Genomic DNA, 21595 nt, shown 5'->3' on the forward strand with positions numbered 1-21595 from the left:
CTATGGAAAAAGAAAACTTAAAACAGATAGAGCAGTATCTTAAAAGTAAAAATTTGAGTTCTGCTATATTTACTGAAGTGTATGATCATTTTGTCATGCAGATTTCAGATTTTATGCTTAAAAAAGAAGTTGGTTTTCAGGAAGCCTTCGTTCATACAACAATCAATTGGCAGAGCGAACTGAAAATGGTAAGAGCAGATATTTTTTCATTCAGAAGAATTGCAAAAATTGAGAAGAATCTTTTGCAGATGAGGTTCAGAAAAATGATGTTGTTGGCTTTTTTGTTTTGTTTGCTTTCAGGGATGATGTTTTATCTTAATGAAGATTTATATTTAGTTATTCAGGGATGCTTTATTATTTTACATCTGTTATTTCTTCTCTACAGTTTCATATTTGGGAAACTCAGTTTTTCAGATTATCAGAGAATATCTTTTCATCCTTTATTGCTGAGAAGTTTATTGTTGATTTTAATTATTGTCCCTATTTTAAATATTGCCTTTAAAACGCATGACAATATTTGGGAATTTCCTTTAAACCATATGGCGCTCACTTTTTCGGTTGTGCTTCAGATCCAATTGCTTTATTACAGAATTAAAAAAGTAAATATTTTGCTTTCATGACAACAGAACAAAAACGGGAAATAAGAACTTTTCTTTTAAATAAAAATCTTCCGATAGATATCATAATGGAAGTTGAAGATCATTTTGTAAGCCAAATCAATGAGATACAATCGGAGAAAGCTCTGTCTTTTGATGATGCATTTAATGTCGCTATTATTTCCTGGTACGACGACTTAAGGCTTTTCCGGGATGGTAGCTGGAGTACAGAAAAAACATCTCTTTTGATAAAAAAATCCTCAAGACAAAAGCTTTTTTCAATCCTGAAAAAATCGGCAGTAATTGCAGTAATCAGTTATTTTTTAGTTGTATTATGTTATTTTTTTATTCCGTTTTCTGTTTTTAGAATAAGTTTGGGTGTCTTTGTAGGTCTTGTGATGGTATTTCCGTTAATTATTTACATCAAAGAAAAAAAGTATTTTGATCTGCCTAAAAAGTATAAAAACATCCGGCTTTCTGCCCATCAGAATCTTGTAAGCGTATTTTTTATTCTTCCGATGTCTTCAGGATGGTTTTTCCGTTTTGTTTTAGAAATAAATGATGGTTTTTTGGATCCAAATCATATGAAAGGTATTGTTGTTAACGCTTTGTTTCTTTTCTTTTTCTTTTTTGAAGCAGCAATTATAGTATCCCAGCAAAAGTATCTTGAAATGATTAAAAAAATCACTCCTTATCTGGAAGAAAATTTTAAAATCTCTAATTAATAATTTTCCAATACATCTGAAATTTGCTTAATTTTTAAATGAGGTTGGAAAGATGCAGTTTTGCCTTTTTCTTCATCCGCAATATTAGATAGGATAATAACTGAAGTTTTGGTTTTGGGATAATAAATGTTGAGGGAAGGTGCACCTTTTACATATCCGCTGTGAAAATAAGAAACCGGCTTATTGTCATTCATCATAATTCCTAAGCCGTAACCCATCGTTCCGAGAACAGGATGTTGTCTTTCGGTGCTTTTGGCCATGAATTTTTTCAGAGTTTCGGTTTTAATGATTTTTCCGCTGTATAAAGCATTATTCCAGATGTGAAGATCATCAATGGTGGACAAAACTCCGCCTGCAGGAATGCCAATTTCTTTGTTGCCTAATCTTTTTGGCATATTGTCAACAGCTTTCTGGCTTTTCGAATTTCCTACGTATGTTTTAGCAAAATTTTCTCCATCAAATGAAGTTCCGGTTGATGAATTTTTCATTCCAGCCTTTCTGAATAATTCCAGCATATTTTCATCAAAAGATCTTCCTGAAACATTTTCTACAATTTTTCCTAAAGCATTATATCCGTCGTTGGAATAATTAAATCCGCTTCCACTTTTGAACATTAATCTTTCCCCGAAATTATTAAGTCCCGAACTGTGATTTAGAAGCTGCTGAATGGTGATGTTTTCGTATTCCTTTTTCTGGAAATCTTTGAAATATTTTGAGGCTTTATCATCAAGATTCAATTTTCCCCCTTCCATTTGAAGTAAGATCAGAACAGCGGTAAACTGCTTGCTTATCGAGGCAATTGAAAATACTGTAGCGTTGTTGATTTCAGTTTTATTTTCAAAATTCGAGAATCCATTATTTCTTCGGTAAAGTTCAGTGCTATCTTTAAAAACACCGACACTTGCGTTAAAATGATAAGCATTAAAAACCGAATCTATTTGCGCTTTATATAATTTTTGCTGAAATGCAGTAACTGCAGAATCAATAATTACCTTTTTATCAACAGGCTTGGAGATTTCAACTTTTTGACAGGAAAATAAAAGTAAGAAGACAGAAATAATCGTTACTAAAAACTTCATGATGTGCTTTTGATTTATCTAAAATAAGAAAAAAAGATTTTTAATCAAAGTTTAAGGTTACGAACTGTGTGAAACTAAAACTATTCTAAATCAAATCATAAAATAAGAGAACGTACTATTTAATTTATTCATTATTGTTGAATGTGAAAAAGTTGAAAAAGCTATCAGTAAAGAATTTTATTTTATAAAAACAATGTAAATGTCATGAATGTTTTCTTTTGGAGTGAAGAATTTCACAAACTCTTTAGGAATGTAATGAACCTCATATTTATTGGAATATAAGGAGTAACTTTTATTAAATATTTTATAGTCTAATTTTTTTCCTTCAACAATTATAAGAGATTTTTCTGTAGCTAAAGGTGGACCGTATGAAATTTCACCATACATTTTATCTAAACCATTATATTCTAACTTTATCAGTTGTTTTTTACTAAGATTTTGAATGGTATAAATAACCATTTTTTTGTCATAGGCATAGTCGTTAGGAGTAAACTCCAGTAGGCTTTCGTATTTAAGAATATCTTTCGGTATTTCGAGATGATAGTAGCCGTTTTTATCTGTTCTTGTGGTATAAACTTTCAAAGCAGTAATAAAGCTAATCTCTGAAGGAATCGGCTTTGTGTTTTCAGAATCAACTATTCTTCCGGAGATCACAAAATTGCCGTTATCTTTTCGAGGTTCTCCGTTTTCGATTTTTATATTTGAATCGGCTGAGACAACTATTTCGTTTGAATGTGCAACAGTGGTTTGTGAAGGATAAGTATTTACCATACTGGCTGTTAAAGCCAATCCGGCGGCTACTTTTGAAAACGTGATTTTTCTTGGGGAAGTGTTTGAAGGAATTTTTTCTTCTTGTAAAGATCGGTTTAATTGATTTTTGAATAAGATTCCACAGAATTTTTCACCTTTGTTTTGTTGAAGAATTTTTAAGATCTCAGTATTATTTAAGTCAGATAAGTCCAATACTTTTTTAGAACATAGCTCACAATGTTTTCCTCCGGTAATATCGTACATATTTTCCAAAGGTTCTTCACACGGTTTTTCAATTCTCAGATGGGGTCTCATTGATTAGTTTAAAGCAAAACGAAAATTTTAGATTATTATTTCTAAATCAAATCACAAAACCAGAAAACATATTCTCCACCTTCATCATTATCATCAGTTTTCGGTTTTGGATAGGTCTTCTTTACAATCTCACCAATTTTAAAATCTATAGGATTTTTAAAAATGGGACCGTCAAAAGTAAAGGTATGGAATTCTCCGTTTTCTCCGCAGGGATCTACATTTTCAGGTAAATCATTAATGAAATCTTTATCAATAATTCTTCCTGCAAAAGTTTTATCCAGATAAATTTCGTTTACGCAAGTGACGATCGTTTTAAAACCTAAATCTAGAAACTCATGAATGAGGTCTGTTGTATTGATTTTCCAAAGAGGAAAAACCGCTTCCATTCCAATATTATTAAGTTGATCTTCTCTATACTTTCTCAAATCCTCTAAAAAAATATCTCCGAAAATAGAATGAGTGACGTCTTGAGATTGTATCTCATTCATCGTTCTGGTCATAATTTCTTGATATTCTTCCATTGTCGGTTCCTTCGGGATTTCCATTTTAATTAAAGGAAATCCTAAACTTTCCGCCTGTTTTTCTAACAAAGAAACATGAACACCATGCATCGAGATTCTTTGAAATTCCTGATTAATGCTTGTCAGCAAAGAAGTGACTTCAAATTGATTTTCTTTTAAAATTTTGTATAAAGCTAATGCAGAATCTTTTCCGCTGCTCCAGTTGAATATGGCTTTGGGTTTCATTTTGTAAAAAATAAATATAAACCGTCCTTTGAAACATCATTGTATAAAGCTTTTGCTGTTTTTCCATAAAAATGAAAAGCTTCGAAATTACTTACACCTAATTTATAGAGTTCTTCTTCTTCAATTTCCTCACCATCCAGCAGAATAGTTGGTTCTAATTTTCTTGAAGAAATACCACCTGTCATAACCACCATTTCATCAATTTCATAGCTTTCAAAAGTAAATTCTTTATTTTTTAGTTCTTCTTTAGTAAGAAGATATTCCTTGTCATTGTAGCTGCCGAATTCAAAATGCAAAACATTATTATCTTTTTGAACGTAGAAATCAGGAACAGTTATTTTATATATTCCATCCTTATTAGTTTTCACTTTAAAAATTTTTTCTATTGTTATAAAAGTGACTTCAACATTTGGTAAAGGTTTACCTGTCTCAGAGTTGGAAAGCTTTCCGGAAATGATAAAATCATTGTCGGACATTTTTTTTCTGTCTAAATCTCTTTCTCCTGAATTTTGATTTTCTGAAATTTGAATTAAAGGTTTTTCAAAATTTATAGCCTGGGTTTGAATTCCTGCTAAACTTGCTGCAATTGCCAATCCTGCAACCAGTTGAGAATATCCGTTTCTTTTTTCTTTACTAATAACTACTTTTTCAGGAGGTAAAAAGTTTCTATTTGATTGATGTCTGAAAATCCGGCCACAGATTTCTCCATTTGATTCATCTAAAATTCTGAGTATTTCCTGATCTGATTTTTGGGTTAAATCTAGTACGGTTTTAGAACATAAATCACAAAATTTCCCTTCGGAAATATGATGCATTTTGTCCCACAATTCTTCACAAGGCTTTTTAATCTGAATAATTTTCATCAAAGTTTTATTTAAATCTAAAATACAAAAAAACCTCAAAGAAAAATTCCTTGAGGTTTTAATTTATAATTTTTGAAACAGTTTGTAGTCAAAAATCGTTTGCCCTACACGGGCCGGACTACATATTTCTTCTGTATTTACCGCCTACTTCAAACAAAGCATTGGTAATCTGCCCAAGAGAGCAATATTTCACGGCATCCATCATGACATTAAATAAATTCTGCTGATTGATGGCAGCGTGTTGTAATGTTTTCAAAGCGGCTTCGGACTTATCTTCATTAGCCTGTTGGAAATTATGAAGCATTTCGATCTGGAACTGCTTTTCTTCCTCAGTCGAACGGATCACTTCTCCCGGACGAACTGTTGGTGAACCGTCTTTTCCTAAGAAAGTATTCACTCCGATAATCGGATATTCTCCGGTATGTTTCAGCCATTCGTAATGCATTGATTCTTCCTGAATTTTTGAACGTTGATACATCGTTTCCATTGCGCCCAAAACACCACCTCTTTCTGTAATTCTGTCGAATTCTGCATAAACAGCTTCTTCCACAAGATCCGTCAATTCTTCAATAATAAATGAACCTTGAAGCGGATTTTCGTTTTTCGCTAAACCTAATTCTTTATTAATAATCAACTGAATCGCCATCGCTCTTCTTACAGACTGCTCAGTCGGAGTTGTAATTGCCTCGTCATAAGCGTTTGTGTGGAGTGAATTACAGTTATCATAGATGGCATAAAGCGCCTGAAGCGTCGTTCTGATATCGTTAAAATCAATTTCCTGAGCGTGAAGCGAACGTCCTGAAGTTTGGATATGGTATTTCAACATCTGGCTTCTTTCATCCGCACCATATTTCAGTTTCATGGCTTTTGCCCAGATTCTTCTCGCCACACGTCCGATCACTGAATATTCAGGGTCGATACCGTTGGAAAAGAAAAAAGATAGGTTTGGTGCAAAATCATTGATGTCCATTCCTCTTGACAAATAATATTCAACATACGTGAAACCATTTGCTAAGGTAAATGCCAACTGAGAAACCGGATTCGCACCCGCTTCTGCAATGTGATAACCAGAAATAGAAACAGAATAGAAGTTTCTTACTTTTTCTGTGATAAAATATTCCTGAACGTCACCCATTAATCTTAGGGCAAATTCAGTAGAGAAAATACAAGTATTTTGAGCCTGATCTTCTTTTAAAATATCAGCCTGAACCGTTCCACGAACGGTCGCGATTGTTTTAGCCTTAATTTCAGCATAAGCCTCAGCAGGAATCACTTCATCTCCCGTTAAGCCTAATAATTTTAATCCTAAACCATTATTGGAAGGAGGCAATTCTCCGTTATATTTTGGTCTTTCTAAACCTTTGTCGTCGAATTTTGCTTTTAAAGCTTTCTCAACATTAGCTTCAAGCTTATGTTCAGCAATATATTTTTCAACATTCTGATCAATCGCCGCATTCATAAAGAAAGCCAGCAACATCGGCGCAGGTCCGTTGATCGTCATTGAAACTGAAGTCATTACATTCACCAAATCAAATCCGGAATACAATTTTTTCGCATCATCTAATGTTGCGATAGAAACTCCCGCATTTCCGATCTTACCATAAATATCCGGTGGTAGGGCAGGATCCTGTCCGTATAACGTCACAGAGTCAAACGCTGTAGACAAACGTTTTGCATCCATTTCCGCAGAAACGTAGTGGAATCTTCTGTTGGTTCTTTCCGGTCCGCCTTCTCCGGCGAACATTCTTGTTGGGTCTTCTCCTGTTCTTTTAAAAGGATAAATTCCGGCGGTGTAAGGAAATCCTCCCGGAAGATTTTCCTGACCTTTCCATTTAATTAAATCACCCCAATCGTTATATTTTGGTAAAGCGATTTTTGGAATTCTTAAATGAGATAAAGATTCTGTTGAGGTTTCAACTTTAATTTCTTTTCCTCTTACGAAATAGGAGTAAAATTCTTCATGGAAAGCCTTTTTCGTATCATCCCAAGTTTTTAGGAAGTCGATATTTTCCTGTTGAAGTTCTTTCTCTGCCTTTTGATATTCAGCGTCTAAAGTTTCGTTGGAAAGGAAATTTCTAACGCCTTCAATATGATACATTTTTCTTGCAAGCTCAGCTTGTTTTTCGATGTTTGCATCATAAATTCTGTTGTTCTCAACAATTTCAGATAAATAACGAACTCTTTTTGGAGGAATAATCGTCACTTCGTCTGTAATTTCCTGCTCAACAAAACCTTGTAAGTTTAAATCAGCAAATTTATCATTGACTTTAGAAACTAGTCTATTATATAATTCGGTTGTTCCGTGGTCATTGAACTGAGATGCTTTTGTTGCATAAACAGGCATTTCATCCAATGGCTGTTCCCACAGCAAATGGTTTCTCTGGAACTGCTTTCTAACCGCTTGAAGGGCATCTAAAGCACCTCGTTTGTCAGATTTATTTAAGGCAACTAAATCTGCGTAATCCAACATGTCAATTTTTTCCAACTGTGTTGAAGCTCCATATTCAGGAGTCATTACGTACATGGAAACATCTGCAAAATCTGAAACTTCCGAACCTGATTGTCCGATACCCGAAGTTTCCAGAATAATTACATCAGGATGAGCTAATTTCAACACATTCAACGCTGAATGAATGAAAGGCGAAACAGAAACGTTGTTTTCTCTCGTCGCCATCGAACGCATATAAACTCGTGGATCATTGATCGCGTTCATACGAATTCTGTCTCCCAACAATGCACCTCCGGTTTTCTTTTTCGAAGGGTCAATCGAGATGATCGCAATTTTTTTATCTGTATTGGAACGTAAGAAACGTCTTACCAATTCGTCTGTCAAAGAAGATTTTCCGGCTCCACCTGTACCCGTGATACCGATGATCGGGATATTTAAATCTTTTGATTTTTCGTCAATTGCCTTTACCAAATCCGGTTTTTCTTCTGAGAAGTTCTCAACGGCAGAAATTATTTTAGCAATGCTGGTCGAGTTTTCGAAACTGATGTTATCCAAATCTTCAGCAGTCACGTCTTTTCCTGTAGCGAAATCTGATCTTTTTACCAGATCGTCGATCATTCCCTGTAAGCCAAGCTCACGGCCGTCGTCCGGAGAATAAATTCTGTCGATTCCGTAAGACATGATGTCTTCGATTTCTTCAGGCAGAATTACACCACCGCCGCCGCCGAAAATTTTGATTTGTGGAGAGTTTTTTTCTCTTAAAAGATCGTAAATGTATTTAAAATATTCGTTGTGACCACCTTGATATGAAGTTAATGCAATCGCGTTGGCATCTTCCTGAATAGCAGTGTTCACCACTTCTTCAGCGGATTTGTCGTGACCAAGGTGGATAACTTCGCATCCCGTTCCCTGAATGACACGACGCATGATATTAATCGCAGCATCATGACCGTCGAATAACGATGCAGCTGTTACGATTCTTACTTTATTTGTTGGAGTATATTTTTGGGTTTCCATAAAAAACTAGAAAATTTCTGAATTTCCAAATATAATAATAAAATAAGAACCGCTGATTTGTATTTATTTAATTGATTTTTAAAGCTTTGTATGTTTTGTCAGTATGATTTTTGTACCTGAACTAACATTCGTTCAGGTGTTTGCAAGGTTATTCTTTCATTTTGAGTTTTTCGGAATTAAATTTTTATTTTTGCACATAGAATTTTAGGAATGAAAAGAGCGTTAATCTATTTTGCATTGGGGACGGTATTGAGTTTTTTAATCAATTATCTGTTTATAGATGGTGAACATATCGGTCTGGAAATATATTATGCAATCGCTTTCGGACTTGCTTGGGGAATGGCGTATTTTCTCGATAATCCTAAATTTTCTCTTGTTCAGAAAATGGGTTCTTCATTTGGAGTAATGGCTCTTCTGGTTGCGGTAGGTGCTGTTATTTTCAATCTTGAACTGGCAATTCCGTCTATTTTGAAGTTTTCTACTGTTTTTGTGGCTTATTATTTAATAGCAAGTTTCCGAGGGAGTAAATCTTTACGCAATTAAAAATTATTCTCAATATTCAATCTTTAAACTAAAGATTTTCAATTTTCAGATTTTATTTATCGTTTTTCGACTTTACAAAAGTTGAGGTTTTGATTTCTTCAGATGTGATAACTTGCTTAATATCACTATTTTCAATACTTTAATTCAAAATATATTTTCAGATTAGAAAAATATGTGTACCTTTGCACACCCTTTTAAGGGAAAATTATGTTTAATCTTTAACTAAAACGTGTGAATACATTAAGTTACAAAACTGTTTCAGCGAACAAAGCTACTGCTAATAAAGAATGGGTTGTGGTAGACGCTGAAGGACAACCGTTGGGAAGACTAGCTTCTACGGTTGCAAAGATTTTGAGAGGTAAGCACAAAGCAAACTTTACACCTCACGTAGATTGTGGTGATAACGTTATTGTTTTGAATGCTGGGAAAGTAACTCTTTCTGGAAACAAGTGGAACGATAAGACTTATATCTGGCATACAGGTTATCCTGGTGGACAGAAGTCTATGACTGCAGCTGAACTTCAGAAGAAAGATTCTTTAAAAGTATTGGAAAAATCTGTAAAAGGTATGTTGCCTAAAAACAGATTAGGATCTGCTTTATTGAAGAACCTTTATCTTTATGAAGGAACTGAGCACAAACATGAAGCTCAACAGCCTAAAACAATTAATGTTAACGAATTTAAATAATTAATTTATGTCTATAGTTCACAAAATCGGAAGAAGAAAAACTTCTGTAGCTAGAGTTTATGTAAAGCCAGGAACTGGTAACATTACAGTAAACGGTAAAGATGCTGCAACTTATTTCTCTACAGACGTGATGGTTTACAAATTGAACCAGCCGTTCATCCTTTCTGAAACTGTTGGTCAGTACGATGTTACCGTAAATGTTTTCGGTGGTGGTAATACAGGTCAGGCAGAAGCTATCAGATTAGGTATTTCTAGAGCGCTTTGCGAAATTAATGCTGAATTCAGATTAGCATTGAAGCCTGCAGGTTTACTTACAAGAGATGCAAGAATGGTGGAAAGAAAGAAACCAGGTCAGAAAAAAGCAAGAAAGAGATTCCAATTCTCAAAACGTTAAGATTTGCTGGTGGCGAATGGCTTTTAGCTATTGGCTTCAGGAATTTATTAAAATTTTTTTTAAACTTAATCTCGGCGAAAAGCCAATTGCCACAAGCAAAAAGCAAACCGCCAATTGCCCGTTACGTTTAGCATCCAAACGCTTCTCCCATCTAAAGAAGTTGTTGATTGTTTAAAAAACGGAAAGTAAACTAACAAAAACAGAAAACATGGCAAAAGCAAATGTAAAAGACCTTCTAGAGGCTGGTGTACACTTCGGTCACATGACTAGAAAGTGGAATCCAAATATGGCTCCATACATTTTTATGGAGAAAAACGGTATTCACATTGTAGACTTACATAAAACAGCAGTTAAATTGGATGAAGCTTGTAACGCTTTAGAAAAATTAACTTCTGCAGGTAAAAAAGTTCTTTTCGTAGCTACTAAGAAGCAAGCGAAAGAGGTGGTTGCTAAGCACGCTGCTGAACTTAATATGCCTTATATTACAGAAAGATGGCCGGGAGGTATGTTAACAAACTTCGTTACGATCAGAAAAGCTGTAAAGAAAATGAACGCTATCGACAAAATGAAAAAAGACGGTACGTTCGAAACTTTATCTAAAAAAGAAAGATTACAGGTAGACAGACAAAGAGCTAACTTAGAGAAAAACTTAGGTTCTATCTCTGACATGGTGCGTCTTCCTTCTGCAATCTTCGTTGTAGATATCATGAGAGAGCACATCGCTGTAACTGAAGCTAAGAAATTAGGTATTCCAGTTTTCGGTATTGTTGATACAAACTCTGACCCAAGAAAAGTAGACTTCGTTATCCCAGGAAACGATGATGCTTCTAAATCTATCGATATGATCTTGAATGTAGTTTCAGATTCTATCAAAGAAGGTCAGTCTCAGAGAAAAGCTGATAAAGAAAAATCTAAAGAAGAAGGAGAAGTAGTGTCTGCTGATAAAGATGCTGATTTCGATGCTGAATAATTAAAGATTTTCTTTAAAATACAAAAACCGCTAAAGTAATTTGGCGGTTTTTTGTTGTTCTGAAACTGAATGGTTATCTATTTTTTCTTCTTTCTTTTTGCTGTTGATGTAGGCTTTGTTTTTGTGTTTTTTGGTGCTTTTCCAGAATTGTTTTGAGCAAGCAGATCTTTTTCATTGATCGATGGAAGTCCCGGATTTTGTAAAACAACAACCATACTTTTACTAATATCTTTAGAACTCTTATATTTTACATCACAGACATTTCCCGAAAAAATGTAAGAATCTTTATTCAGGACGATAAAATTTTCGCCTTTCGCGGGAACCGCCAGATTATAAAACTTCTTTCCGGATATTTCTAAAACCAAGTTGCAGTCTGAATTATTTTTCAGCAAAACAATCGCTTCGTTATGATTAATATCTTCATTAAACATATTATTGAGAAGCTTTCTGGTTTTTTCTTTATGTTCATCCGAAGTTTCAGTCATCAGTTTTCTGAAAACCTCCTGATTGACTTCATTATTTCTTTTATTAATCGAAAGATCGGGAAGTTCCATAAAAACGGGTCTTGCTTCCATGGGTTTTGCATTTTTTGCACCTTTTGTCCATTCTGTATTTTTCAGCGCAATGATTCGCTGTTTTAGAATTCCTCGTTTAGGATCTTGAGGATGTGCTTTTACAAGATATTCTTCAATCTTACTGATGTCTGTACTTCTGAGAACATCACCTCCGTCTGCAGTATTACTTGCGCAGGATGAAACGATAAGACTGAAGAAGAAAAAAGCGAAAGTATTTTTCTTCATCGAATTGTGTTTTAGTAATTTGTTCTGAATTTTGTTCAGAAATTATAGGATTGCAAATGTAAGCAATTAATTTTAAATCATTTAGTTAGACAACATGATGCTGTAAGAATTTGCAATAAATTTTGTTTTCTGATATTTTGAATTGCAAACCATTGCCGACAAACTGTAATTCTGATTTTTTGGAACCATAGCGTACCCAATCTTACCTGCCGCAATCGGAATTTTTTTGAAATAATTGTTTCCGCTTATCGTAAGAACCATATTGCATCTGGACTTATTTTCTACCGATACTGATGTTTTGGTATTGTTTGATGAGCTGTTCAGCAGGTCATTCACAACATCTGCCGTTTCCGGCTTATATATTTTTAATAAAGCCTGATATTCTTGCTCGGTTGTTGATGCAGGATTTGTTTTTGTTCCGGTGTTTGAGTTTTTAGGAAATGTATTTTTTGGAGTTGGCTTCGTATTATGATTTGTGCTTCCGCAGCTATTCAGAAATGAGAGGATAAGAATGATAAGAAGAAAATGTTTTTTCATATTAAAATTTAGCTTGAATTTAGTCATAAATAAAACTCGGAAATGCTCACTTTATTGCATTAAAAAAGGCTGTATTATGTACAACCTTTTCTTATTTTGAAATTTAATTAATTTTAAATTTAATATAAGTAATCGTTTTTCCTTTAGCAGAAAACAGCTCTTCATAATGCGTTCTGATATCTCTTAAATGTGGTGTATTCGGATCGTATTCCAGAGCTCCGTAAATATCGTGATGAGCAGAAATGATTTCGTATCCGGCACCCTGCAAATAACCTAGCGTATAGCCATGTAAAAATTCTGAATCTGTTTTTAAATGTACAATGCCGCCCGGTTTTAGAAATCTTTTATATCTTTCAAGAAAATCGGGATGTGTTAATCTATGTTTTGTACGCTTGAATTTGATCTGAGGATCGGGAAAGGTAATCCAGATTTCATCGACTTCATTTTCGGCAAAAAAATAATCTACAAGCTCGATTTGTGATCGTAAGAATGCAACATTCTTCATTCCGTTTTCTACTGCTTCTTTAGCTCCAAACCAGAATCTTGCACCTTTGATGTCAATTCCGATAAAATTTTTATCTGTAAAGGTTTTTGCAAGCCCTACTGTATATTCTCCTTTACCACAACCTAATTCCAAAACGATCGGCTGTTCGTTTTTAAAGAAATCTTTTCTCCAGTTTCCTTTAAGTTTAAAACCTTCGAGAGCTTCATCTCTGGTTGGCTGAATGACGTTGGGTAATATTCTGTTCTCTGCGAATCTTCTTAATTTGTTTTTGCCCATGAACTATGTATGAAAGTCTGCAAAATTACGAAAATTATGCAGCATTCAAGCTTTTAAAATGCAAGGTTACTATTTTGAATTTCAAATTATTTTGCAGAGCTGCCTAAAGCCACCATCATAGGTTTCTGAATGGTTTTTTGTGAAGCGTACTGAGCGCCGCAAACAATACTGGATAAAAGATAATCTCCTTTTTGTACAACAATCGAATTATCGCCATGTGCAGGAACAGGAAGTCTGTATTTGGTATTTCCGACTCCTTCAATCCTTACAATGATGTTGCAGTCTGATCTGTTTTCGATCATGACGATACATTCTTTTGCATTCGGATCGTTGTCGAATAATGAATTCAGGATCTTCACGGTTTTATTTTTATGCTCTGTTGAGTTTTCTCCCATCAGCATATTGAATTCCGATGCTTCGGTATCTGCAATCACTTTTGTGTTTTTTGTCGCAGTCGTATTGGTAACATAGACATTCTGCGCAGTACTTGGTGTATAAACAACAGCAGACTGGCCCACCTGCAACTGCTTCTGGTATTTCAGGATTTGTTTCTGCTTGATCATGGCGTTCATCTCTTCAAAAGAAATTTTCGTTGAAGGACCTCTTCTCAGTCTTGCCAGATTTTCCTGCATCTCTTTTACTTTTCTGTCTCCGGGAGGTGCCGTTTTAATGTATTCTTTCATCATGTCCATTACTCTTGGCTTTAGAACAGATCTTCGGGGATCATCGGGATGAGCATCTCTCAGGAAAGCATTGATCTCGTAAATATTTTTGCTTTTAAGGATCTCGCTGTAGTCTTTACCCTTTTTTTGAGCTGAAAAAGAAACAAATAATAAAGTAGTAAAAAGTAAAACTAACTTTTTCATTGAATAATATTTTATGGTGTGCAGTGCGTTTCTCAATATTGATGAAGTTTAATGAATGATTAGGTTCATTAAAATTAAACAAAATTTGAAAGAATATATTGCCTGAATTATTAAGATTTAATTTAATTAATGGTTTAGAGCTTCAAACTCATCAGATTAATTTACAATTTCCTGAAGATGAGAATTTTTCAGTCTTCGCTGATAGATCGGCAGGTATTTTTCGATCGGAATCTTTACCGCTTCAATATTTCCACTTTGTATATAAACATCGATATTTTCTGATGTATAAACAAACTGTAGGAAATTGTCGATAAGGTTTTCCGGAATCTTAAATCTTGTAAAGTATTCTTTTCCTAAATAATTTTTGACTTGGGTAACAGAATTGCTCATTCTTTCATAAGCAACCAATCTCTGTTTTTTCTTGCGTTCTCCCGAAAGAATATCAAAAATACTTTCAATGCTGAAAGTGAGACCTCCGTCTCTCAACCCGGCCACCGGAAGCTGAGGAGAAGTTCCGTCACCTTTGGGCTCGGGAAGACCGATTACTTTTTTCAGGGCTAAAGCCTTATCTTCTTTGCGAAGGGAATTCACATCATATCTTAGATTTCCTGTAGGACGGAATCTGCTGATGACCACTTCCTGAATATCGTGATAAGCAATCTTTAATTCAACCAGATTTTTAGAGTTGAACATTTGAGGAGTCAGCTTTACATCTTTTCTTTCTGTAACAATAGACGTGAAACGAATCACATCGCCCGGCTCAGCGTTGATGTTGAAATCTCCGTTGTATGTGGTAAGAACAGTTTTCAGGGTTGTAAGATTGGTGACATACACCTGATTAAGATACAATGATGAATTGTCTCTTAAAAATACCTCTCCCGAAAAAATCTGCGCATTAATTTTAACTGCAAAAACCAACAGCATTACTAGTATAAGTTTCTTCATATGTTGTGCAAAATTACATAAGAATTACGTCAATTTTCATGCAGGATGAGCCAATAGGTGGTTAAAGTTATATTAAACTTTAGATTAAACTGTTAATGAATGTTATAGAAATTTATTTGAATTTATTTATCCCATAAATTATCATTTCTGTGTTTTACCAGAAGCCAGCTCGAATACTTTACGGTTGTGATATTTCCGAGTTCTGTCCAGCTCAGGAAATACCAGTATGTTGCCGTTGGTACAGGTCTTCCTTTCATGTTGCCATCCCAGGTAAATTTGTTGGTTGGTGTACCACGGAATACTTCAGCACCATATCTGTCGAAAATTCGGAATTCAAGATTTTCTTTGTTCATTAATGAAGAATAATCGATTTCGTCATTTCTTCCGTCTCCGTTTGGTGTGATCGTATTGATCAGTTTAATGATCACAAAATTTTCTTTTACAATATCACACGCTAAAGAATCTCTTACGTAAACGGTATATGTTCCTATGCTTAAATTGGTGAATGTATTTGAACTTTGCCAGTTGAACCCGTCAATTGAATATTCATACGCCGGGGTTCCACCGGTTACACCAATTATTACGGTTGTTCCGTTTATTTCTATTGAATTGATAACCGGTAATGTAGATTGGGAAACATTTACAAATTGTCTGTATGTACAGCCATCGAAAGTAAGGTCTACCCAATAATTTCCGACAGTGACATTTGAGATTGCAGGTGTTGTAGCACCGGTACTCCAAAGATAAGCGTCAAAACCTGAACCTGCATCGAGATTAGTCGCCGTATCCGGACAAATAAACTGATCTTTCAGAATATCTGATTTTTTTGGAACTTTTAAAGTAACATTTATTGTTGCTACATCCGGACAGAATCCGCTCTTTTCAAATCGGACATAGTAAGTATGCACACCTGTAAGAGTTACGGCAGCGCTTATGGGAGCAACATCATTCTGAGCATCTGCCAATGTTGCATGATAGCTTGCCGTTACGAGAGGATCTGTTGTGAACTGATTTAAGAATTGGGAAAGATTCATTGGTTTCACTCCGTCTAAATCGTCATCACAGAATGTCGTTGTAAGTGTTTTCGTTATTAAGGTTAATTTCGATCCGACCGTGAAATTTACCGGCTGAATTACCGGTGCACAACCATTTGGAGAATCTACTCTGATATAAATTGTTGTATTAACCGTGTAGCTCCAGTTGTTGGGAAGCGTATTGGCATTTCCTGCGTTTGCGTCTGTTAACTGAGCATAGTATCTTACATTGGTAAAATAGGCCGGGTTATTTAAAATTAATTGTGTAATGTCTGATAAAACTATGTTTACGGTACCGTCAAGATTTTCATCACACTGAACACCCATATTTACCGGTGTAACAATGGCTAACGGATAAAGATTCAAAGTAATCTGGGCAATATTTTTACATCCTGTGCTATTTTTCACAACCGCATAAACAATCGTTCCGTTGGGTGCAGGATATGTATTTGGCACGGTGATTAATGCCGACGGTGTTTCATTCTGTGCAGTTGCAAGAGAGGGGTAGTATGTAATTGTTACCGGTGAATTTGTTGTAACATTGGCACTTGTAAGATCAAATGTTCCTGAACCATTTACATTACATGCATTTATAGTTGCATTATTTACTGTAACAGGCTGAATATTAATTGTAACGGTTATTGTTTCACAATCCGGAAATTCAGTGTTATTTCCGCAAAATGTATAAACAAAAGTATCTGTTCCTCCTGCTGCCGGATTGGTAGCGGTGTATGTAATAACTCCTGTAGCAGTATTTACAGTAGCTGTTCCTAATGTTGGAGCAGTAGTAATCGATACGGTTGATGCAACCGGTGTTTGTGTAGAAGTTGTAAACGCTGGTGTAATAACTTTTATATCACAAATATTATAAGATACCGAAGATTGTTTTGTACAGTTTAAAACTTTAAAAGGTACCGTAATCAATGGTGCACAAGTTCCCATCGTAACAGCACAGGTATAATTCCCAGATCCTGTAGGAGTATATGATGGTGATGTTGCGCCAGTAATAAGTACACCGCCAACATACCATTGATATGATTCATAAATGGTAGGATCAACAGTAAGCACAATCCCTGGAACGCAATCTCCTCCTGATTTTAAGATAATAGGCTGAGTGGGAAATCCGGCAAAAAAACCGCCATACCCGACGGCGTCACTTCCTGCTGTAATACCCGCTGTGATTGCTTTTGTAGATGTTACAGTGATTGTTCCGGTAGTATTCGGAATTCCATACGTTACCCAATTCACATTCCCTGTCATGTCGAAAGGTCCTGTTCCCGCAGGAGGTGGAGCATTATTAACCAAAACTGCAGCTCCACGTTCTGTAATTAGATTTAGTTTTGTAGGAATTGTAAGTATTCCGGCAGGATTATTATTTGTATGAACAAAGTTTTCATTAATTAAACCTATTTCATTAATCTGTTTAGGAAGATAACAGTTTAAGCCGGGAATAAAATTGAAACCTCCGGTTGCTACTTCATTTCCTGTACTTGCGGCTCCTGCAAGAAGCTGATAGACATATGCGTTTTTACTCGTTACAATATAGAGATTATAGTGACCTGTCGTCCCCTGCAATCTATATTTTGTGTCGGGAACTACAAAGTATTGTCCGGTATTTAATGTTGCGATTGGAGCTGTTTCGTCATTGACGTAGACCAAAGTATTGTCCTGCGTTGCAATAATCAATGCGCCTTCCATATTGCTGCCAATATTTCCGTTACCTTTTACAAGAGCAAAAGTGCTTCCAAGCTGATTTACCGGTATAGACTGATCCATCAGAATATCAGAACTTGTAGGGTTATTACCGGCATATTGACCATTGAAGTTACCATTGGTAATATTTACAGGTTTTGTGGCTGTAATTTTAGCACCAATAAAACCGTCAAAATTTCCTGCAATATCCCCGATCCCATCAATAATATATGACTGACCTTTATTTAATGTAAAAGTTAGGGTAGGGTTTGTTGCTCCTGTTGTTCCATTAGAAAACTGAACGGCAGTTTTATAGCCGGATACCGTTACCGTTGTATTGTCTTCAGTTGCCAATACACTAGTCATAAAATTCAGAATTGCATTGCTTACCGTAACCGGCGCTGTAGCAACATGGAAAGTTGTGCCGGTAGATGCAATACCTTTTGAAGTAATAATTTCTGCGTGGTTATAAACTGAAAATCTTAAGTTCGCATAAAACGGAAAATCTGCTTTTAGATATAACCCTTTTGTTGTAGGGGTGAAAAGATCGGTCTGTTGAGTTGTGATTATGTAATTTCTGAGAACATCAAATTTTTGCGGATTGTTTTTGCTGATTGTAACTGTACCGATTACGACATTATTGTTGTAAATAGTTACTGCAAACGGGGTAGTACGATTGGTTGATAAGTAAAGTTTTTGATACGGATTCGGATTTCCGGTACGATCTACCATTGGCGCAAACCAATGTTCTCTGTCCAGCTGTGCAAAAGATATAGAGAATATATAAAAAATAAGAAAAAAAGATAGAATTTTCTTCATTTTGAACTCGATTTTCTCACAAATTTAATAATAAAATACGTTAATTGTTTTAAAAATAAACAAAAAACCACGATTTAATATCGTGGTTTTTACTGTATTTAAATTATGTAATGATTATTCTCTGTTTTTAACTAAAATCCAGCCTGAGAATTTAATAGGTGTTTTAGTTCTGTTGTTCTCATTCCAGCTGATGTTGTACCAGTAATTTCCTGTAGAAACTTTCTTCTTATCATTGGTAGTTCCATCCCATGTATAACCATTGTCTTTATTACCCTGGTGAATTCTGTTTCCGTATCTGTCAAAGATGTTGAATACCAAATTCGGTTTGTTGGCAAGTGCTGAATAATCTAAAATATCATTTACACCATCAGAATTCGGAGTAATTACATTTACAATGTTAGGAATCGTAATATTTACTTCCATAGGAACACAATTGAATGTGTCTCTTACGTAAACTTTAATATCACCTCTCGGAAGATCTGTAAATACATTTGATGACTGCCAGTTGATATTGTTTATTGAATATTCATATGGTGCAACACCTCCTGTTACAGAAACTGTAATACTTGTACTCGAAACCTCAACATTGGTAATAACAGGCTGCTCTGATGCATAAACTTTTACTTCTTGTTTTGTGATACAATCTCCTGTTTTCAATTTTACCCAATATGTTCCAACGCCGATGTTGGAAGTCGTTTGTGTGGTATCTCCTGTGCTCCATTCGTATCCGTCAAATCCTGGTCCTGCGTCTAAAACTGTTTTGTCTTCAATACAGATTACTTTGTCTTCTAAAACCGTAGATTTTACCGGAGGAAGTACAATAAGTGTTACTTCGGCTACTCGGTAACATCCGTTTGCATTGCTTACTCTTACATATACAACACCATTCGGAGCAATATACGGATTTGGCTGAAGAATTTCATTTGTTTGATTATGTGCATCAGTCAATGATGGATAATACGTTTTTGTTACGCCGGTCTGTGTAGTCACTATTGCAGTTGTTAAGTCAAATTGACCTGTTGCAATATTACTTTCAAGGAAGCAGGTTCTTAATGTAGCATTAGTTACTATAGGGCTTGCTGCTACTGTAAGAGTTAATGTAATTTGTTCACAATCTACAAATTCAGGATCATTTCCACAGAATTTATAAACAATTGTATCTGTTCCCACAAAATTATTGTTTGGAGTATATCCTATAACTCCGGTAGTAGGATTGATTATTGCAGTACCGTTTGTCGGCGGAGTGATAATCTGTACACTTCCCGGTGTAAATGTTTGTGATGACGATGTAAATGCAGGAACGATATTTAAATAACCTTCACATACCGTTTTTGTAGCTGTAGTTTCATTTAAACATGTAAATACTTTAAATACAGGAGTGGTTTCCGGAAGGCAAGATCCTACCGTAATGGTTACTGTATAATTTCCTGATTGTGTTGGAGTGTATGAATTACTGTTTGCACCTGGGATAGCAATACCATTTCTAAACCACTGAAAAGTATCATAACTGTCATCTACTTCCAGTACAAGTCCCGGAATACATTCTCCGGTCTTTTTTGCAATAAGTGGAATTGAAGAAAACCCTGCGAAATATCCTCCGTATCCTGAAGTGCTATGTCCTCCGTTAATTCCAGCGGTTACCGCCTTGTTAGATTGTATAGCAATATTGCCGGTAATCGGTTGTATGGCATAGGTTACCCAGTTGGTATTTCCTGTCAGCTGGAACGGTCCTTGTGCAGCCGTTGGTGTAATTGGTGCACCACCGTTGACGGTGTAAGTAACCGTTGCACCTACTTCAGTTAAAATATTTAATTTTACAACAGTGTTAGCTGGTACAACACTCGCTCCTGCAGTTCCTGTTGGCATTTCACCCACTTTACCAATCTCATCAATTTTCCTTGGTAAAAAACAGTTTAAAGGTGGAATGTAGTTAAAGCCACAAGTTGCACTATCATCATTTACAGAAACCAATTGATATAAATAAACATTTTTTGTAGTGCTTATAAACATATTAGCATGTGATCCTCCCGGCTGTGTAATATAGCTGCTTCCGGAAATTCTGTACCATTGCCCTTGGGCTAAAGTTGCTACGGGAGTTGTAGCCCCATTTAAATATACTTCCGTATTGTTTTCGGTAGCGATTATAATCCCTCCTTCCAAATCTGGAAGTGTAGATCTCGTTCTTACCATTGCAAAAGTATTTCCGAGTCTGCTTGTCGGTACAGACTGGTCTAAAATAATATCTCTCCCTGAAGCGGTGTTTGTTCCAAAATTAGCAGTCACATTCCCATTAGTTAGCGTAATAGGCTTGTTCGAAACAATTTTTGCACCCATAAAAGGTACCGTAGCAGATATTGGCCCTGCAAAAACAAAAGATTGTCCTTTATTTAAAACAAAGGTATGCGTATTTGTTGTCGGGGTTGCTCCAAAAAACGTGAAAACAGCAGTAGCGCTCCATGTCGCAGTAACTGTTGTATTGTCTTCCGTTGCTAAAACTCCCGCAGTGAAATTATTGGATGCAATCTGAGTAGACGGAGTGCTGGCAACAAAAAACTGTGTGCCGATACCTGCTTTACCCTTACTGGTCACTACTTCAGCATGCTGAGTTGAATTAACCATTCTAAGCGTACAATAAAAAGGTTTATCAGCTTTAATATATAATCCCTTATTAATTACAGTAAAAGCTTCCGATTCAGTGTTGACCGCAATTCGTGCGGAAGGAACAATATATGTTTGTGGACTTCCTTTGCTGATTGTCACTGTTCCTAATGCAACGTTGTTGCTGTAAATAGTTACCACAAAAGGTGTTACGGAGTCTGTTGAAAGATAAAGTGATTGTGCGGTAACAGTTGTTGATTCATAGTACGGCGCTATCCAATGCTCTGTATCTCTCTGGGCAAAAATAAAATTGCCGCTGAAGATAAGTAATAAAAAAGTGAGTAAAAGTTTTCTCATAAGCGTAGAATTAGGATTTGTACAAAAATAAT

Annotated in this window: 18 protein-coding genes; 6 read left to right on the forward strand and 12 right to left on the reverse strand. The window is 35.4% G+C overall.

Features of this window, described 5'->3' with window-relative positions; translation table 11 throughout:
- Nucleotides 1-2: 2 nt before the first annotated feature.
- Both BA768_RS05415 and BA768_RS05420 read left to right on the forward strand, forming a co-directional pair.
- Nucleotides 3-620, forward strand: coding sequence for a hypothetical protein (locus BA768_RS05415; RefSeq protein ID WP_065719996.1), 618 nt, complete (start codon nucleotides 3-5; stop codon nucleotides 618-620).
- Nucleotides 617-1321, forward strand: coding sequence for a hypothetical protein (locus BA768_RS05420; RefSeq protein WP_065719997.1), 705 nt, complete (start codon nucleotides 617-619; stop codon nucleotides 1319-1321). The genes BA768_RS05415 and BA768_RS05420 overlap by 4 nt, the downstream gene beginning before the upstream one ends.
- Here BA768_RS05420 and BA768_RS05425 read toward each other — a convergent pair.
- From BA768_RS05425 to BA768_RS05445, 5 genes are all read right to left on the reverse strand, one after another.
- Nucleotides 1318-2400, reverse strand: coding sequence for a serine hydrolase domain-containing protein (locus BA768_RS05425; protein ID WP_065719998.1), 1083 nt, complete (start codon nucleotides 2398-2400; stop codon nucleotides 1318-1320). The genes BA768_RS05420 and BA768_RS05425 overlap by 4 nt on opposite strands.
- 177 nt (nucleotides 2401-2577) lie before the next feature.
- Nucleotides 2578-3465: a hypothetical protein gene (locus BA768_RS05430; RefSeq protein WP_065719999.1), complete on the reverse strand. Its 888-nt coding sequence runs from the start codon at nucleotides 3463-3465 to the stop codon at nucleotides 2578-2580.
- A gap of 41 nt (nucleotides 3466-3506) precedes the next feature.
- A complete protein-coding gene (locus BA768_RS05435) occupies nucleotides 3507-4211 on the reverse strand; it encodes a diphthine--ammonia ligase (RefSeq protein WP_065720000.1) in 705 nt (234 codons plus the stop codon).
- Nucleotides 4208-5074, reverse strand: a complete 867-nt coding sequence (locus BA768_RS05440) for a hypothetical protein (protein WP_065720001.1) — start codon at nucleotides 5072-5074, stop codon at nucleotides 4208-4210. Before BA768_RS05440 ends, BA768_RS05435 begins: the two co-directional genes overlap by 4 nt.
- Before the next feature lie 118 nt (nucleotides 5075-5192).
- A complete protein-coding gene (locus BA768_RS05445) occupies nucleotides 5193-8540 on the reverse strand; it encodes a methylmalonyl-CoA mutase family protein (RefSeq protein ID WP_065720002.1) in 3348 nt (1115 codons plus the stop codon).
- 210 nt (nucleotides 8541-8750) lie between these two features.
- Here BA768_RS05445 and BA768_RS05450 point away from each other — a divergent pair, with 210 nt between their 5' ends.
- The 4 genes from BA768_RS05450 to rpsB all read left to right on the forward strand — a co-directional run bounded on the left by BA768_RS05450 (nucleotide 8751) and on the right by rpsB (nucleotide 11134).
- Entirely contained in the window at nucleotides 8751-9083 is a 333-nt protein-coding gene (locus BA768_RS05450; RefSeq protein WP_065720003.1) for a hypothetical protein, read from the forward strand.
- A gap of 231 nt (nucleotides 9084-9314) precedes the next feature.
- Nucleotides 9315-9770 carry a 50S ribosomal protein L13 gene (rplM, locus tag BA768_RS05455; RefSeq protein ID WP_034678947.1) on the forward strand — a complete coding sequence of 152 codons (456 nt, stop codon included), beginning with the start codon at nucleotides 9315-9317 and terminating at the stop codon, nucleotides 9768-9770.
- Between the two features lie 7 nt (nucleotides 9771-9777).
- Entirely contained in the window at nucleotides 9778-10164 is a 387-nt protein-coding gene (rpsI, locus tag BA768_RS05460) for a 30S ribosomal protein S9 (protein WP_034678948.1), read from the forward strand.
- Between the two features lie 208 nt (nucleotides 10165-10372).
- Nucleotides 10373-11134, forward strand: a complete 762-nt coding sequence (gene rpsB, locus BA768_RS05465) for a 30S ribosomal protein S2 (protein WP_034678949.1) — start codon at nucleotides 10373-10375, stop codon at nucleotides 11132-11134.
- Nucleotides 11135-11211: 77 nt separating this feature from the next.
- Here rpsB and BA768_RS05470 read toward each other — a convergent pair whose 3' ends face one another.
- The 7 genes from BA768_RS05470 to BA768_RS05500 form a co-directional block, all read right to left on the reverse strand.
- The gene (locus BA768_RS05470) at nucleotides 11212-11934 is read right to left on the reverse strand and encodes a DUF6759 domain-containing protein (RefSeq protein ID WP_065720004.1); all 723 of its coding nucleotides are present in this window, start codon (nucleotides 11932-11934) and stop codon (nucleotides 11212-11214) included.
- Nucleotides 11935-12015: 81 nt separating this feature from the next.
- A complete protein-coding gene (locus tag BA768_RS05475; protein ID WP_065720067.1) occupies nucleotides 12016-12471 on the reverse strand; it encodes a DUF6759 domain-containing protein in 456 nt (151 codons plus the stop codon).
- Between the two features lie 103 nt (nucleotides 12472-12574).
- Nucleotides 12575-13252: a tRNA (guanosine(46)-N7)-methyltransferase TrmB gene (trmB, locus tag BA768_RS05480; protein WP_065720005.1), complete on the reverse strand. Its 678-nt coding sequence runs from the start codon at nucleotides 13250-13252 to the stop codon at nucleotides 12575-12577.
- 86 nt (nucleotides 13253-13338) lie between these two features.
- Nucleotides 13339-14118 (reverse strand): DUF6759 domain-containing protein, encoded by a 780-nt coding sequence (locus BA768_RS05485; RefSeq protein ID WP_034678952.1) that lies wholly within the window; start codon nucleotides 14116-14118, stop codon nucleotides 13339-13341.
- Between the two features lie 156 nt (nucleotides 14119-14274).
- Nucleotides 14275-15063, reverse strand: coding sequence for a hypothetical protein (locus BA768_RS05490; RefSeq protein ID WP_034678954.1), 789 nt, complete (start codon nucleotides 15061-15063; stop codon nucleotides 14275-14277).
- A gap of 122 nt (nucleotides 15064-15185) precedes the next feature.
- Nucleotides 15186-18608, reverse strand: coding sequence for a T9SS type B sorting domain-containing protein (locus tag BA768_RS05495; protein ID WP_065720006.1), 3423 nt, complete (start codon nucleotides 18606-18608; stop codon nucleotides 15186-15188).
- A gap of 114 nt (nucleotides 18609-18722) precedes the next feature.
- On the reverse strand, nucleotides 18723-21563 hold the full coding sequence (locus tag BA768_RS05500) for a T9SS type B sorting domain-containing protein (RefSeq protein ID WP_065720007.1): 2841 nt from the start codon (nucleotides 21561-21563) through the stop codon (nucleotides 18723-18725).
- Nucleotides 21564-21595 lie beyond the last annotated feature (32 nt).

It is taken from the genome of Chryseobacterium sp. CBo1 (assembly GCF_001693475.1).
Lineage (GTDB): Bacteria > Bacteroidota > Bacteroidia > Flavobacteriales > Weeksellaceae > Chryseobacterium > Chryseobacterium formosense.